This window comes from Rheinheimera mangrovi (assembly GCF_003990335.1).
Lineage (GTDB): Bacteria > Pseudomonadota > Gammaproteobacteria > Enterobacterales > Alteromonadaceae > Pararheinheimera > Pararheinheimera mangrovi.
The window spans coordinates 2540991-2556793 of the sequence record NZ_CP034683.1; the positions used below are offsets into that span (position 1 = coordinate 2540991).

Sequence of the window (15803 nt, forward strand, 5' to 3'; positions counted from 1 at the left end):
CTCTGGATTTATTTGCACCAAGTAAATTCAAACCTGCTAATTTGTCGTTTTAACTCAGACCTATTGCAACTGCATATCCTTTAACTGATTGTTAGTTCATAAAATAATCATGCAAAGGAACAGCGATGCGCTTCTCTTTACTCAGCCTGCTGATGCTCTGCTCAGTGAGCCATGCGGCTATGCCATTACAAGAAATTACTGTGGCAAAAGCGAACAAACTTATGCAACAACAAGGCTTGAGTTCGGTTGAATTAACTCAGTATTACCTGCAGCAAATCAACACGGTAGACGATGCCGGGCCACATTTAAATGCCATAGTGGATATCAACCCTGATGCCTTGCAGCAAGCTGCTGCGATGGATGCCGAACGCAAAGCTGGAAAGGTTCGCTCGGCATTGCATGGTATTCCCGTGGTATTAAAAGCAAATATCGCCACTGCAGATAAGCTGCCAACTACAGCAGGGGCTCTGGCATTAAAAGACTTTAAAACCAGCAAAGATGCAGCATTAGTGACGAAATTAAGGGCAGCAGGTGCGGTGATTCTGGCCAAAGCGAACTTATCGGAGTGGGCCAATTTCCGCGGTGAAGGTTCAGCCAGTGGCTGGTCTGCGTTAGGCGGACAAACCAAAAATCCTTATGTATTAACCCACAGCCCTTGCGGTTCCAGTTCAGGTTCAGGCGTGGCAGTTGCTGCTGATTTAACCTTGTTAGCCGTAGGTACTGAAACCGACGGTTCTATTGTCTGCCCTGCCTCTATGAATGCAGTGGTCGGTATAAAACCAACACGAGGCTCAGTACCAGGTCAAGGCATTATTCCTATCGCCGATGCACAGGATATTGCAGGTCCTATGGCCAGAACAGTAGCTGATGCCGCCACATTGCTTGAAATACTGCAAACACCTGAAGCACAACAAAAAACCGGCCCACTAGAGGCAAAGGCCTGGATGCCGAAAAAAGTAGTGCTGGTTCGGGCTTTTGATAAAGACTACCCAGCTATAAAGCGAATGCTGGATAACACTGAAGCCGCTTTATTAGTTGCAGGGGTGCAGGTACAGACAGTTCATAACTGGCAGCTGCCCAATGAGTTGTACCGGGATGAACTTAAAGTACTGGTGTACGAATTTGGCAGAGATTTAGCCCGATGGCTGAAAGACTATCAAGCGCCAGAGCCGGTTAATTCAGTACAAAAGCTGGTTGATTTTAATTTAACCAAAGGCAAAGCAGCGCTGGCTTTTTATGGGCAGGACTATTTACAGCAAGCAGCAGCAATGGATTTAGTCAAAGAGCAGGACGCCTATCAGCAAGCCTTAAATCACAGCAGAGCTTTGGCTGAACGGCAGTTGGATCAGTATTTAAAGCAAGCAAAGGCCGATCTGATCCTGCTCCCTACCTATGGTCCTTCCTGGCCCATTGATCATGTCAAAGGTGATAGCTTTAACTTTGGTACTTCGACTGCAGCTGCAGTAGCGGGCTACCCAAACCTGAGTTTACCTGGCGGCTTTGACTCTGACTTACCTCTTGGGTTAAGTCTGATTGGCTTACCCTGGTCAGAACAAAAACTGATCAGCGCAGCAACTTTTCTGGAGCAAAAACTTCAGGCCCGCAAAACACCTGAATTTCTAAGCAAAGCCCGCTAACGCGGGCTTATTTTGCTGGCTGAGGTCCGTTGTCTGTCAGAAGTTAAACAGCATCACACCCAGGCCTATACTGTTTTGCCTGAAATTGTAATCCAGTAAGGTTTCACCATAACCAGAAAACATCTGCAAGTGCCAGCGTAAACCGTCCATCTTACTGCTATCGACCGGATAGGTCAGATCCAACTGCCAGGAGCCACGGCTTAAATACGAAAAATCATTTCGCCAGGTGAGCTGCGCTGTTGCATCACCAGGTAACCAGTTAGCGCTGATTTCATGACTGCCAATATAGTCGATTAAATCCGGGTTATCGTCTTCATCACCGTTTTCGGAAATGCGCTGGTTGTAACGCCAGTTCAGACCAAACTCACCTTTGTCGACAGCTAAACCCGTGTACACTTTATTCCAGCTGCGCGACAAGGGCTTCGCCTGACCATTAGACTGGTGAGCTATACCAAACTGCAGCATTCGGACCTGCCAGTCCCCAGGTAAATCGCCCCATGCATCAGACACTGGCACTATGTACATCAACTCTGGCTGATAATCAGTATTACGAAAAGGTGCCGAATCCTGTTTGTTCCATAATTGCCACATTGATCGCTGGCTAAAAGCAAACCATAAATCGGCTCCAGGCAACAGAAACTCTGTTATCAACTTAGCCCTTAACGAAATTTGCAGCTTACTTTCCATCTGTTTATAGTTTTCGCTGGCTTCTGCCTGGCCCCGGGTTGGGCTTTGTGGCGCTTTATTAATATTCGAGGTGATGTGAGCAGGTAAAAAGAAGTTTGGTTGATAAGTTCGAAATACAAAACGATCACGTTTTTCTTCTGGAGTTAACTCCCAGTATTTTTGCATCACGGTCGCTACAGCCACAGGCTCCGCCACCACTTCAGTTTCTGCTGCGGTCTGAGGTTTTACTTCAACATCGGCTTCGCCTGCAGCTGCAGTCTCAGTCAACACTGTAGCTGTAGTACCGAAGATCCGATCATAACAAGCCAGACGTGCTTTATTATCCAGAGTGCCCTGACAAACACTGACATCCTGAGCTGACACTGCAATGCTCATTGAACCAAGCAACAATACAGTCAGTTTTGATTTTTTGTGTCCTCTATTCACGCCAACTCCTGTAGCCTAAAAGTTATCCTGGACGCTCAGGCATGTTATGCGCTAAACCTTAAAATCCAGTAGTATAAGACTTAAATATAAACAAGGACTTAACAACCTACTTATGTTCTATCTGTTTAAACCTAGCTGTTTATGCTCTGGATCAGGCCGGACCTTCTGCTGAACATCATGTTGAATCACTTAAAAACACTCGCCACCTTGCCGCTTCTGTTACTCAGCGGCAAACAGCGCAAAAACTTCGCTCCCTGTCAGTTCAGTGGTCTGGTTAGCTAAGCTGTACCAGTCTGGTTTTTGTTCAATAAAAATTTGATGATCGAGCACCACATCTTTTAGCTGATCAAATAAACCTACAGGCACAAAATACTGGCCAGTTTGTTTCAGCCGGTAAAACAAATGTGTACCGCAGTTATTGCAAAAGCCCCGCTCAGCCCAATCAGACGAATTAAAACTGGAAACAAAACAGCTACCATCGAGTTTGACCACGGTCCCCGCATCCAGAGTAAAAAGCGGACCACCAGACCATTTACGACAATAGTGGCAATGGCAAGCCCCTGCATGCAATGTTACTTCTGCAGCTTTGATTTTTACTTTGCCACATAAACACTGGCCATGAATATTTTGTTGCGAAGACTGACTGGATGAAACTGACATACACCAAGGCCTGATGGTTAGAGACAGACCCTCAGCCTACTGGATTTTGTATTGGCTGTTAAGCAATTGTTGCAATGAGTCTGGTCAGATGCGGCAAATTCACAGCCTGAGTCTTTAGTTGTAGTAGATCAGGATCTATAAGCATCGAAAAGCTGGCTGGTATTGCTGAACATTGCCGCACATGCAACTCAGCCAGACCACTTTTTTCAAACCAATAAGGAGCTAGTGAACATTGGGCTGAACCTGTGGCTATGTCTTCATCTATACCAATAGCGGGAGCAAAATAACGCAATACATAAGTAGCTGGAGCACTGAAAGCGGTCACAATGAGCGCATGCTGGGGCAATAGGCGTATCAGCTCAACATCAGGCTGAAACTGTGTTACAGCCTGCTCATCAGCAAGCACCAAAACTAAATCCCGGGTTTGGAAATAATCAACAGGCTGACAGGCCAATAAGGCTGCGGGTAATTCAACGGCAGTTTCAACATCAGAATGCCACTGCGGCAAACTCATTTGTAACGATTGAGCCTGGGCTTGTATTGTTAACTCACCATACTGACTTAAAAAGCTATAACTGCCCTCACCTTTTAACTGACGCAATAAAGCCGCCGCAGCTAAAGTGCCATGACCACATAAGTTGATTTCTTGTGCACGGGAAAACCAGCGAATGTGGTACTGATAAGGGCTATCTGCAGCAGGCACAACAAAAGCCGTCACCACCTGATCAGCTTCGAAAGCGATCTGCTGTAACAGAGCTGTGTCAGGCCATTGACTGAGTAGGGCGCAAGCTGCTGGATTACCGCTTTTTGCTTGTTCGGTGAAAACTTTAAAGAAATACAGCTTTGCTTCCATGCTTTCAATCCTATTCGTCGCTTTTGCTGTGAAGCTGCTTTTAGTCTTCAGAGCTTTCGCGGTATTTAATCTGCACAGCTTTGATAAAGTTACGCAGAATTTGGTCCTGACACTGGCGGAAATGGTGGTGGTCGGCACGGCGGAAAAATGCACTTAATTCAGGTTTACTGATGCGAAAGCCAATATTCGTCATCATTTGCACTATGTCATCGTCTTTTAAATCCAGTGCAATTTTTAACTTACGGAAAATAATATTGTTGTTTAAACGACTTTCCGGTACTGGCTGCTCGCCATCTTTACGACCACGTTTTTCAATGATCAGGCCATTTAAAAAGTTGGCTAAAGTGACGTCATCACAGGCCTGGAAGGCTGCGTCTTCATCTTTTTTCAGCCAGTCACTCACCTGGGCCCGACTGACGGTCAAACCAGCATGGGCAAATAAATTCATCATTTGTTGATCGCCAAAATCAAAGGCGTAACGTAAACGGCGTAATACATCATTGTTGTTCATAAAAAATTCGCAAAGCGCTCCTATCAAGTTGCGAACATTTTAACAGACACCAGGCAATGCTGGCTGATTTTCTTTCGAGGTTTCAAGCAGATGTCATGTTATAGTCCAGCCAATCTTGTTTCTGGCTTTGCTTGTTATGACTAAAATCGCTGTTTTTGTCGATGTACAAAACATCTACTACACCACCAAGCAGGCTTATGGCCGCTCTTTTAACTACCGTAAGTTCTGGCAGCAACTACAACTTCGCGGCGATATTAGCTATGCCTATGCCTACGCCATTGATAAAAAAGACGATCAACAGATTAAGTTTCAGGATGCTTTGCGCCACATAGGCTTTAAAGTGAAACTCAAACCTTTTATTCAGCGCGCTGACGGCTCAGCCAAAGGCGACTGGGATGTCGGTATTACTATTGATGTATTGACCTTAGCTGCCGAAGTCGACACAGTGGTATTGCTCTCTGGCGACGGCGATTTTGATTTACTATTGCAGGCCGTTTACAAGCAACATGGTGTCGATACTGTGGTTTATAGCGTGCCAGGTCTAACAGCTCAATCCTTGCAACAAAGCTGTGCGGTGTGGCGGCCTATTGAAACCGACTTATTGCTCTAAAACCCTGTAAAAAGTAAGGCCTTTCGGCTACAATGCCGGCCTTTTCAAGCCCTACAGCAATAAATCAGGAACATCATGAGCCAATTACCCGCCTGTCCACAATGCAGCTCTGCATATGCTTACGAAGATAATAACCTGCTGATATGCCCTGAATGTGGTCATGAATGGTCAGCAAACGCCGGCACTGATACGGCAGAAGGCGACAAAGTGATCCGTGATTCAGCCGGCAATGTATTGCAGGACGGCGACACAGTGACCGTCATTAAAGACTTAAAAGTTAAAGGCTCATCTTTGGTAGTAAAAATTGGCACTAAGGTCAAAGGCATACGTCTGGTCGAAGGCGATCATGATATTGACTGTAAAATTGATGGGTTTGGCGCGATGAAGTTAAAGTCTGAATTTGTCAAAAAGCAGTGATTTAAACACTCTCACACCTCAAGGGCCGAAGCCGGCCCCTGACTTTTAGTTTTGAAGCCTTACCATTGTTTAGCTATGTTTTCCATCATGCTTGTGGATCTCCAGCGCATCTAAATCTATATCCTCCAAACAACGCAGATTAATAGCAGCCACTTCATTGCCTTGCGGATCTGTGCCTAAAGCAAAAGGTGAACAACCGCAGACAGGACAAGTCTGGTGCTTAATGGTATGAGTATGAAAGGTATAAGTGGTGAGTGGCTGATCGGTTTTAAGCATAGTCAGATTGCTGCCTGGCACAAAGCTCAACAAATAGCCTTTTCTGTTGCAAATCGAACAGTTACAGCTTAAGGCGGAACTGATCTCCGCTTCCACCTGATAGGCTACAGCCCCACAATGACAACTGCCGTTGTAAATCATAAAGACTCCTTGTATTTGTTTTAATCTCTGTACACTATGGTCCATTCCATCTATTTTTCAACTTTTTGCAGACCCACAATTTAATTCAATAACAACAGGCTTGCCGAGCCCTTTGGTTTAATTTCAGGGAAGATCTATGTCAAACCAACAGCAGTTACCAACTCCCATTATGCTACTGCTTGCTTTAGTACAGGGCTTGTCACTTTATCTTTTGCATCAATCAATCAGCTTTGATTTTTGGCCATCCAACCAGCCTCAGTGGTTATTTTGTTTTTACACTCTGGTTGTAGTCGCACCAGTGACTTTATTGTTATCCCTGGAAAAAGGCCTTGAGCTGAAGTTTGCCCTGCGCTTAGGTGCTTTTGCACTGGTCGCTGCAGCATTGGGCTTTTATGCCGGTTTACAAGCAATTCCACTGGAACAAATCAGCTACCAGCCTGTGCTCTTTGTTTTTATTTTCTCCATGTTACTCGCCAGCTTTAAAGCTTTGCTGTATATCCAGCAACTGGTTACAGGCTCTGCTCTGAGCTACAGCGTATTGTTTCTGCATTCATGGCGTAACTTTCTGACTCTGGGATTGTCGGTACTTTTCACACTGGCTGTGTGGGCAGTATTAATGCTTTGGGCGGCCTTGTTTAAAGTGATCCAAATCGACTTTTTTGACGATCTATTTGCAAAACAATGGTTTTACTACCCTACGCTCAGCCTGGCTTTTGCTTTTGGCATTATTATTTTCCGCAATCAGGCTGGGGTCATTGACACTATTACCCGTATTCAGCAGGCGTTGATGAAGTTTTTGCTGGTCATTCTGGCTCTGGTGTCTGTGCTCTTTATGCTGGCTTTGCCTTTTACCGGCTTGGAACCGCTCTGGAAAACCGGGCATGGTAGTTTACTGATTTTATGCCTGCAGGCATTGATGCTGTTTTTCCTTAATGCCGTGTATCAGGCCGACGCCGATAGCCGCCCTTACCCACTCTGGTTACACAGAGCCATTTATGCAGCTGTGGCCTTGTTGCCTGTGTATAGCCTGATCGCCTGTTATGGCCTGATGCTGCGGGTAGAACAATATGGCTGGAGTGTCAGTCGCTGCTGGGGCTTGGTGTTATGGGCAATACTGGCGTTATTTTCTGTAGGTTACCTCTGGGGGATTCTGAAGAAACGTGATTTGTGGCTACCGCATTTAAGTTGGATCAATGTTCGAATGGGATTGGTGTTGCTGGCCGTGATGCTGCTGGTGAACTCCCCTTTAATAGATTTTCGCAAAATTACAGTACAAAGCCAGCTGGCCCGGCTTGAAGACGGCAAAACGCTTTTGGCAGATTTTGATCTTCACTATTTCCGTCACGATCTCGCCAAACCAGGTTACGACGCCTTGCAGCAATTAAAGGCTCAACATGGTGAAACAAACCCGGCGTTGGCCCTGCGTATTGATGCTCTGTATCGCAAAGATATGCATAACGAAACCACGGAGCAAAACAGCAAGGACCAACTGCAGCAATTGCTGGTGGCTTTGAAGTTACCGGATCATGTCATTCTGCCTCCGGCATTAAAACAAGCCTTGTCAGATTGGCAAAAAGACCAGCGCTGGCAGTTAAGTTATATCAGCCAGTACCATTTACGCCCTATTGACTTAAATACGGATGGGGTACAGGACTATGTGCTTTTGACCTATGCCCATAACTCTATTGATGCGGTGTTGTTTAGTTTAAAAGGCGAAAAGTGGCAGCGTTCTGTAGTGAACCCGCTGTTTTCCGACGTTAAATCTGACCCACAGGCAGAGCCACAACTGGAGACATTGGAGTTAAAAGCTGTTCCTCCGCAATGGCCTTTACTGCAAATTGGCGAGCAGAAATTTCAGGTTCAGACTGAGCACCAATAGTACAAAGCCAGCGCAGAATCAGTATAGGTTATTGCGCTGCCAACAGTTCTGACAGGGTGACCATGCGATACCCTTTGTCTTTTAAGCCTTTGAGAATAAGAGGTAAAGCCGCGCGTGATGCTTCGCGGTTTTTGTACATTAAGTGCAGTAATACAATGGAGCCGGGTTCTACCTGCTCCAGTACTTCTGCAGCCATAGTCTGTGGATCTTCGGAGTCCTCGCCAAAGGTCTCCGGCGCTATATCCCACATGATGTTGGTTCTGTTGCTGTTTGCCAAATACCAGGGCAACAGCACCAGCTTTTTACCATAAGGCGGCCGGAACAAAATCTCGCCTTGATAACCAGCCTCGCGGATTTGTTGATCTGTACCTTCAATTTCACGCTGGATCTCGTCCAGCGACATAAAGATCATGCGCTGATGCGACCAGCTGTGATTGCCAAGCTGATGACCTGCCGCAACAATTTGCTTAGCCTGCGTTATATAACGCTGGGTTTCTGTACCTGTGACAAAAAAAGTAGCTTTGACCTGATACAAATCCAACAGCTGCAAAATATCAGCTGTGTAATGTGGGGTTGGGCCATCATCAAAAGTTAAAGCAACCAGCTTTTGTTCTGTATCCACTTTGTGTATCAGCTCACCAAACAGCTGAAAGCTGACACTGGAAGACAGTTTCCATAAACCAAAGAAGACAACGACCACCACCAACAATAGTCTCAGCACCAGTTTATTCACAGCCTTCCAGCTCCTTTCCTTGTGTTTTATTGTCCGATACGCACAAATCAGCAAAAGCCTCTGGTGGACCAAACAGCAGTTTATGTTTATTACGCCAGCCTTTGAGCTGCGGCCATAACAAAGCTATTTTGCGCCATTCATAAAACGTAATAGTGATAGGGTTGTTTGACTGAAAATCGTCGGTAATACCATAACGACAGGCTTCTTCTTCAGGCACAAAAGTGCCAAAGAGCCTATCCCAGATCACTAAAACACCGGCATAGTTTCGGTCTATATATTGAGGATTACAGGCGTGATGCACCCGATGCCAGGACGGTGTGTTTAGGACCCAACCGAAAATACCCCAATGTTTACCGGATTGAGTATGAACAAAAAACTGAAAAGCCAAATTGATGGCCACGACAGCCAGCACCAGCTGAACCTCAAAGCCCAGCAGCACCAGCGGTAACCAAAACAACCACATGCCAGAAATAGGGTAAGTTAAGGACTGGCGAAAAGCCGTACTGAAATTCATTAAACGTGAGCTGTGATGCGCCACATGCGAAGCCCATAACCAGCGCACTCTGTGAGAGCAGCGGTGAAACCAGTAATACAAAAAGTCTTGAGCGATAAAAAGTAAAAACAAATTCAGTGCTGAAAACTCGATTGAAAACAAGGCGAACTGCGATAACCACAGCATCAGTGGCAATAGCACCAGCAGAGCAATAAAATCGCCAGCCTGATGCAATGCCGCCAAACCAAAATTAGCTGCTGTATCACGCCATTGGTACAACGCCTTGCCACGTTTTTCGCTATGGAGCCATTCAAAGGCAATAAAGATGAAAAAAACCGGGCTCAGTAGCAACAAAATAAATTCAACTGGGATCACGCTGTTACTCCTGTGCCGTCATTTTTAAGCTGTTTTTTTGTAAATTAAATCTGCAAAAAACTTATCACCTATCTGATACCCATTATGCTGACGTTCAATCAGGCTAAACCCACATTTTTCCAGCACGCGGCCTGAACCCACATTGCCTTCGGTGACCACGGCCTGCCACTGCTTTATACCCAGTGTAGTTCCATAATCCAGGCAGGCTTTTAACGCCAAAGTCGCATAACCTTTGCCAAAAAATTCTGGCAAAAACAGATAGCCGACTTCTGCGGTTAAAGGTGAGTCCGCATCCAATTCTAAACAATGAAAGCCACAAACCCCTGTGACTGCATTACTGTAGTTCTCCACGACCACCAAACTCAACCAGTGCTGGTCGCCGGCTTGCCAGAGTTTTAACCGCTCATCAAAACGCTGGCGGATTTGTGCATCAGATAACGGGTCTGCGACGTACTGCAACACCTGTTCATGACGGTGTAATTGCAGAAATAAAGGCCAGTCAGTCTCCGTTAGTAAACGCAGCGTCAAGCCACCGGCTTCCAAGGAAGTCATGGCTGAACCTGTGGTTCTATTTTAGTATTGTGTTCTGGGTCCTGTTGCTGATAGTCCCAGACGCCCTGCTCTTCCAGTAGTATGTTGCCAGAGCTGCCGATGACCTGTAACAACCCCGATTCATGCACCAGATAACGAATACGGCCATTCTTGAACTGATAACCTAAAAAGCGGCAGGGTGTAACACCATCAGCGCACAGGCTGTGCAAAGTTGTGCCTTTTAACTCGATATTGGCGCCCGATACTTTAGAGGTGCCTGTGTACAGCACCTGTTGGCATTGCACTTCACCTTCAGGACACAGCTGCTGAATTTCAACGGTATAATTCGGGGTATCCAGTTGCTGTGCAAAGCTAAAAGCAGAGGCCAAAAGCAGCAAAGGCAGGAGAATAAGTTTCATCGGTGATGATCCTGTAACCAGATGTTATAGAGGCAGAGTTTATCACTCCGCCTCTGTAAAGTTACATACTAATACCGCCGTCTATTTCTACAACTCGACCGGTAAAAAAGTCGTTTTCAAAGATGTATTTCGCAGTGTGCGCAATTTCTGTGGCTTCGCCTAAACGCCCAACCGGCTTCATCGCCACTAAACGGTCGCGGGCTTCAGGTTTCATCGCGTCCGTCATCGCAGTGCGGATCACACCTGGTGCTATAGCGCCGACACGAATACCATAACGGCCTAACTCACGAGCCCAGGTTACAGTCATAGCCACTACACCAGCTTTGGAAGCAGCATAGTTGGTTTGGCCCATATTGCCTGCACGGGCCACGCTCGACATATTGATAATCACACCTTTGCGGCCTGACTTCACCATCAGAGCCGCCGCTTCACGGCCACACAAAAACACGCCGGTTAAATTCACATCAATCACAGACTGAAACTGTTGATGCGACATTTTGCTGACCAGCTCACCGTCTTTAAATTTCAGCAATAAACCGTCACGTAAAATACCAGCGTTGTTAATCAGACCATCAATAGCGCCAAAATCTGCGGCTATGGCAGCAAAGGTGGTTTCGACACTTTCTTCATTGGCAACGTTACAGGCATAAGTACGTACTGTCACACCAGTGGACGACAACTCATCTTTGGCTGATGCCAGTTGCTCTGCATTCATATCCAGCAATGCTAAATGAGCACCTTCAGCAGACAACATCCGGGCCATTTCTAAACCCAGGCCCTGAGCACCACCTGTCACTACTATAATTTTGTCTTTTAAATTCATTATCTTATTACCTGCAAAAAGGGCTTGCCGCAGAACTCTTAGTTCTTTTTGGCAAACATCTTAAAAATACCGGAGAAATCTTCTTTGCCGTGGCCCTGACGCTGATGCGCCACATAGAGGCTACGGGCTAAGGTCCCCATAGGGGTACTGGATTGACTGGACAATGCGGTTTCAGTGGCTAAGGATAAATCTTTGGCCATTAAATCCACCATAAAACCGCCCTGATAACCATTGCTCGACGGCACATTTGGCATCACATCAGGACATGGATTATACAGTTCTAGAGTCCAGTTACGGCCAGAACTTTTCAGCATAATATCGGACAATACTTTCGGATCCAGGCCATTGTCTATGCCTAGTTGCAGGGCTTCACTGGTCCCCACCATCAAAATGGACAACAGCATATTGTTGCAAATTTTCGCAACCTGACCTGCACCAACATCACCGGCATGAAACAGGTTTTTACCCATCACAGATAATACAGGTTCGGCGCGTTTAAAGTTTTGCTCTGAACCACCGACGATAAAGGTCAGAGTGCCAGCTTTCGCACCGCCTACGCCACCTGATACGGGTGCATCGATAAAGGCTATTCCCTGCTCTGCCAGTTCAGCACCTACTTTGCGGGCTGTGGCGGCGTCAATAGTAGAGCAATCAATCACCAGCGTATCTTTGCCAAGCACTGAAGCTATGCCTGTCTCGCCTGTGTACACCATAGCGACATGCTTACCAGCGGGCAGCATGGAAATCACAAAATCAGCCCCTGTCGCAGCTTCAGCTGCAGAAGTGCAGGCTTTCGCACCTTCAGCTGCCAGTTGAGCTAAAGCTGTTTCGGATAAATCAAAAGCCTGAACCTTAAAACCTGCTTTTAATACATTGCTGGCCATTGGGCCGCCCATATTGCCTAAACCAATAAATGCAACCGTTGCTTGAATAGTAGCGCTCATATTAATGCTCCAGCGAACCTAAATGTTGTAATGGATGTAAGTCAGCAGCCCATGGCGAATGAAACAGCTGATTAATCACATCAGCGGGCACGTCAGACACAGATTTATAGCGCCAGTTTGGCTTTTGGTCTTTATCAATCAGCAGCGCCCGCACTCCTTCGGTAAATTCGCCTAATTTGCCGCACTGCACGCTTAAACCCAGCTCCAGCCGGAAGGAGTCGGCCAGAATTTTGCTTTGGCCCAGTTGTAATAAGCGATAGACAATATGAGCAGTAATAGGACTGCCGTAGTTCAACGAGGCTTTAGCTTTGATGAGCCAGGCGTCTTCGTTTGGCATGGCCAGAATAAGCTCAACGGCCTGTTGCAACGAGGTAGCGCGACCTACAGCGCTGATAGAGGCCTGATGTAAACGAATTTGACTCGGTGGCATCTGACTACGACACATGTCTTCCATACCGAGTAATAAGTCGGTCAGCTTCTGATGATTCAGCGCTATGGTATTGCCCCATTTCACCTGGGTTAATTTATCCAGCACAGCGGCTTTTTTATCATGAGTTAAAAAATGATCGGCTAAATCGATGAGTTTGGCATCGGCTGAATTAATGGAGGCACCTGTCAGGCCCAAAAACAAGCCACACCCTTCCGGCATCCGGTTTAAAAACCAACTGCCGCCAACATCAGGGTATAAACCTATGGCCATCTCAGGCATAGCAATGCGGCTGCTGGCTGTGACTATACGATGTGATGCGCCCGCCATCAGGCCTAAACCGCCGCCCATCACTATGCCATTGCCCCAGACCAGCACAGGCTTGTCGAAGGTATGGATCAAATAATCCAGGTTGTATTCTTTGGTAAAAAATTCTTCGACATAAGGCTGGTAGCTATCAGGAGCTGCTTTCATCGCCTGATATAAATCGCGGATATCACCACCGGCACAAAAGGCTTTATCGCCAGTGCCCTGCAGCACCACCAAGGCTATATTGGTGTCGTTTTTCCATTGCTGCATTTGCGGCAGCAACAGCTCCACCATAGCTAAACTCAGGGCATTCAGTGACTTTTCTGAGTTTAAGGTCGCTATACCAATAATTTTGCCGCCAACACAGGCGATTTCTTCAAACAGCACCACATCTTGCTGGCTTATGTTTTCAGTCATGTTTTGCACCTTATCCATTCACCCAGCTGGCTTTACGTTTTTGTAAAAAGGCCTGTACCCCTTCGACCTGATCCTGGGTATCAAACAACTTCACAAAAAGCTCACGCTCTAAAGGCAAGGCAGTTTGTACTGGAGCACTACGACCTTTTTGGATCAGCTGTTTACAGGCGGCTACGGCTGGCGGGCTTTGCTCTGCAACTTTATCCGCCAGCAATAAAGCAGCTTCCAGCGCCATACCAGTCCCCACCACTTCTTCGACTAAACCTATCTGTAAGGCTTTCTCTGCCGTTACACGTTCACCACAGAGGATCATACGTTTAGCCCAACCTTCACCCACCAGAATCGCCAGATTCTGGGTACCGCCAGCGCAAGGCAATAATCCTACTTTGGCTTCAGGTAACGCCATTTGCGCCTGAGTTTCAGCAATACGAATGTCACAGGCTAACGCCACTTCCAGACCACCTCCCATGGCATAGCCATTGATAGCGGCGATAGAAACGCCACGAAAGGCGGTTAAAGTTTCAAAGGCCTCACCAAAAATGGCCGACATATCAGCTGCTACTGCTTTGTCACCCGAGGCAAACAAATTTAAATCTGCACCAGCAGAGAAGAATTTTTCGCCTTCTCCCGTGACCACTAGCGCATAAATATTTTTATCCTGATCCAAAGATTTCACCGCATCACGCAGTTGAGTTAAGGTCTCTTTGGTCCAGGTATTGGCAGGAGGATTTGCCATGGTAATTAAAGCGGTATGGCCGCGTTTTTCGAGTTTGAGTTGTGCCATAAAATCTCCTTTTTTACCGGTTTTTTTATCAGATAATCCGGTTAGCTTTTTACCTAAAGTCCAGCGCACTGCAACCCTAAATCATTGGAGTTGCAGCGCGGCGACATGTACGACGGGCATAAACTTACAAAATGTCGTTGGCTGCTTCGTCCAGTAAACGACGACCAATAATCAGTCGCATAATTTCATTGGTGCCTTCCAAAATCTGATGCACCCGAACATCGCGGAAATGCCGCTCCAGCGGATATTCTTTGATATAACCATAACCACCGTGTAATTGCAGCGCCTGATCACAGACCTGGAAACCCACATCTGTGGCAAAACGTTTCGCCATAGCACAGTAAGCTGTTTTTTCCGGGTCGTTTGAATCCAGTTTAAACGCTGCTAAACGCACTAATTGCCGGGCAGCGACTAATTCGGTGGCCATATCTGCCAGTTTAAACTGCAGCGCCTGAAACGCAGCTAAAGGCTTGCCAAACTGCTGACGCTCCAGCATGTAGTTACGGGCTGTATTTAAGGCTTGTTGTGCTGTGCCGATAGAGCAAGTGGCGATATTAATACGACCGCCGTCTAAGCCTTTCATGGCAAAGCCAAAACCTTCCCCTTCGTTACCAAGCAGGTAATGAGTCGGAATACGCACATTATCAAAAGTAATTAAACGGGTTGGCTGGGCATTCCAACCCATTTTCTCTTCGGCTTTGCCGTAAATAACGCCTTGTGCGTCTGCTGGCACTATAAAAGCAGAAATGCCTTTGGGACCAGCTTCGCCAGTGCGGGCCATCACCACTAAAACTTCAGTTTCGCCAGCACCAGAGATAAACATCTTGGAGCCGTTTAATACATAGTGATCGCCGTCTTTTTTTGCACTGGTGCGCAACGAGGCAGCGTCCGAGCCTGAACCTGGTTCAGTTAAACAATAAGACGCCAGCTTTTCGCCTGTGACTAACGCAGGACACCACTGAGCTTTGGCATCTGCTGTGCCCCAGCTGGCAATCATCCAGGTCGCCATATTATGGATGGTTAACATGGCCGTTGTGGCCGTACAGCCCATCGACAGCTGTTCAAAAATAATGCTGGAATCTAAACGGGATAAGCCCATACCGCCTTGATCTTCAGGCGTATATAACGAACAAAAACCTAATTCTCCGGCTTTTTGAATAACGTCTTTTGGAAAATGATGTTCGCGGTCCCACTGTGCTGCATGAGGCGCCAGTTCTTGTTCAGCGAATTGTTTAGCGACCTCCACAAAGGCCTTTTGATCATCTGTTAAATTAAAATTCATCACATCACCCTGAGGTTTTAGCAGAGCAGTGTCTGGTGCACTGTGATCTTTCTGCCACTTTGGTCTTCATGCGTTTATACGCATTTAATCTGGCTTGGTTGTTTGCCTAAAGGCTTTTTATTCATAAAGCGTTCTGCTTCTCACGCAGAGCAAACAGAACGTTTTTCTG

The 15803-nt window shown here is 46.5% G+C and carries 18 protein-coding genes; 4 read left to right on the forward strand and 14 right to left on the reverse strand.

The window, feature by feature from the left end:
- Positions 1 to 125: 125 nt before the first annotated feature.
- The gene (locus EK374_RS11430; RefSeq protein ID WP_127023475.1) at positions 126 to 1637 is read left to right on the forward strand and encodes an amidase; all 1512 of its coding nucleotides are present in this window, start codon (positions 126 to 128) and stop codon (positions 1635 to 1637) included.
- Positions 1638 to 1673: 36 nt separating this feature from the next.
- On the opposite strand, the gene EK374_RS11435 is transcribed toward EK374_RS11430, so the two are convergent.
- From EK374_RS11435 to EK374_RS11450, 4 genes are all read right to left on the reverse strand, one after another.
- Complete coding sequence (locus EK374_RS11435) at positions 1674 to 2750, reverse strand: phospholipase A (protein ID WP_127023478.1); 1077 nt, start codon at positions 2748 to 2750, stop codon at positions 1674 to 1676.
- 219 nt (positions 2751 to 2969) lie between these two features.
- Entirely contained in the window at positions 2970 to 3410 is a 441-nt protein-coding gene (locus EK374_RS11440) for a GFA family protein (RefSeq protein ID WP_127023481.1), read from the reverse strand.
- Positions 3411 to 3468: 58 nt separating this feature from the next.
- A complete protein-coding gene (locus EK374_RS11445; protein ID WP_127023484.1) occupies positions 3469 to 4263 on the reverse strand; it encodes a PhzF family phenazine biosynthesis protein in 795 nt (264 codons plus the stop codon).
- Between the two features lie 40 nt (positions 4264 to 4303).
- Positions 4304 to 4774, reverse strand: a complete 471-nt coding sequence (locus EK374_RS11450; protein ID WP_127023487.1) for a YehS family protein — start codon at positions 4772 to 4774, stop codon at positions 4304 to 4306.
- A gap of 136 nt (positions 4775 to 4910) precedes the next feature.
- Between EK374_RS11450 and EK374_RS11455 the strand changes: the two genes are divergently transcribed.
- Positions 4911 to 5384, forward strand: a complete 474-nt coding sequence (locus tag EK374_RS11455) for a LabA-like NYN domain-containing protein (protein WP_127023490.1) — start codon at positions 4911 to 4913, stop codon at positions 5382 to 5384.
- 75 nt (positions 5385 to 5459) lie between these two features.
- Positions 5460 to 5801 (forward strand): zinc ribbon domain-containing protein YjdM, encoded by a 342-nt coding sequence (locus tag EK374_RS11460; protein ID WP_127023493.1) that lies wholly within the window; start codon positions 5460 to 5462, stop codon positions 5799 to 5801.
- Between the two features lie 69 nt (positions 5802 to 5870).
- On the opposite strand, the gene EK374_RS11465 is transcribed toward EK374_RS11460, so the two are convergent.
- On the reverse strand, positions 5871 to 6218 hold the full coding sequence (locus EK374_RS11465; RefSeq protein ID WP_127023495.1) for a GFA family protein: 348 nt from the start codon (positions 6216 to 6218) through the stop codon (positions 5871 to 5873).
- A 136-nt stretch (positions 6219 to 6354) separates the two neighbouring features.
- On the opposite strand from EK374_RS11465, the gene EK374_RS11470 reads away from it, so the two are divergent.
- Positions 6355 to 8097 carry a DUF4153 domain-containing protein gene (locus EK374_RS11470; RefSeq protein WP_127023498.1) on the forward strand — a complete coding sequence of 581 codons (1743 nt, stop codon included), beginning with the start codon at positions 6355 to 6357 and terminating at the stop codon, positions 8095 to 8097.
- A gap of 28 nt (positions 8098 to 8125) precedes the next feature.
- Here EK374_RS11470 and EK374_RS11475 read toward each other — a convergent pair whose 3' ends face one another.
- The 9 genes from EK374_RS11475 to EK374_RS11515 all read right to left on the reverse strand — a co-directional run bounded on the left by EK374_RS11475 (position 8126) and on the right by EK374_RS11515 (position 15634).
- On the reverse strand, positions 8126 to 8830 hold the full coding sequence (locus tag EK374_RS11475) for a polysaccharide deacetylase family protein (protein WP_127023500.1): 705 nt from the start codon (positions 8828 to 8830) through the stop codon (positions 8126 to 8128).
- Complete coding sequence (locus tag EK374_RS11480; protein WP_127023503.1) at positions 8823 to 9698, reverse strand: sterol desaturase family protein; 876 nt, start codon at positions 9696 to 9698, stop codon at positions 8823 to 8825. Before EK374_RS11480 ends, EK374_RS11475 begins: the two co-directional genes overlap by 8 nt.
- A 24-nt stretch (positions 9699 to 9722) precedes the next feature.
- A complete protein-coding gene (locus EK374_RS11485; protein ID WP_127023506.1) occupies positions 9723 to 10250 on the reverse strand; it encodes a GNAT family N-acetyltransferase in 528 nt (175 codons plus the stop codon).
- The gene (locus EK374_RS11490; RefSeq protein WP_127023509.1) at positions 10247 to 10648 is read right to left on the reverse strand and encodes a hypothetical protein; all 402 of its coding nucleotides are present in this window, start codon (positions 10646 to 10648) and stop codon (positions 10247 to 10249) included. Before EK374_RS11490 ends, EK374_RS11485 begins: the two co-directional genes overlap by 4 nt.
- Before the next feature lie 61 nt (positions 10649 to 10709).
- Entirely contained in the window at positions 10710 to 11471 is a 762-nt protein-coding gene (locus tag EK374_RS11495; RefSeq protein WP_127023511.1) for an SDR family oxidoreductase, read from the reverse strand.
- A gap of 38 nt (positions 11472 to 11509) precedes the next feature.
- Positions 11510 to 12415, reverse strand: coding sequence for a 3-hydroxyisobutyrate dehydrogenase (gene mmsB / locus EK374_RS11500; RefSeq protein ID WP_127023514.1), 906 nt, complete (start codon positions 12413 to 12415; stop codon positions 11510 to 11512).
- 1 nt (position 12416) lies between these two features.
- The gene (locus tag EK374_RS11505) at positions 12417 to 13568 is read right to left on the reverse strand and encodes an enoyl-CoA hydratase/isomerase family protein (RefSeq protein ID WP_127023517.1); all 1152 of its coding nucleotides are present in this window, start codon (positions 13566 to 13568) and stop codon (positions 12417 to 12419) included.
- A gap of 10 nt (positions 13569 to 13578) precedes the next feature.
- On the reverse strand, positions 13579 to 14352 hold the full coding sequence (locus tag EK374_RS11510; protein ID WP_127023520.1) for an enoyl-CoA hydratase: 774 nt from the start codon (positions 14350 to 14352) through the stop codon (positions 13579 to 13581).
- A 124-nt stretch (positions 14353 to 14476) separates the two neighbouring features.
- Positions 14477 to 15634 carry an acyl-CoA dehydrogenase family protein gene (locus EK374_RS11515; RefSeq protein WP_127023523.1) on the reverse strand — a complete coding sequence of 386 codons (1158 nt, stop codon included), beginning with the start codon at positions 15632 to 15634 and terminating at the stop codon, positions 14477 to 14479.
- Between the last annotated feature and the right edge of the window lie 169 nt (positions 15635 to 15803).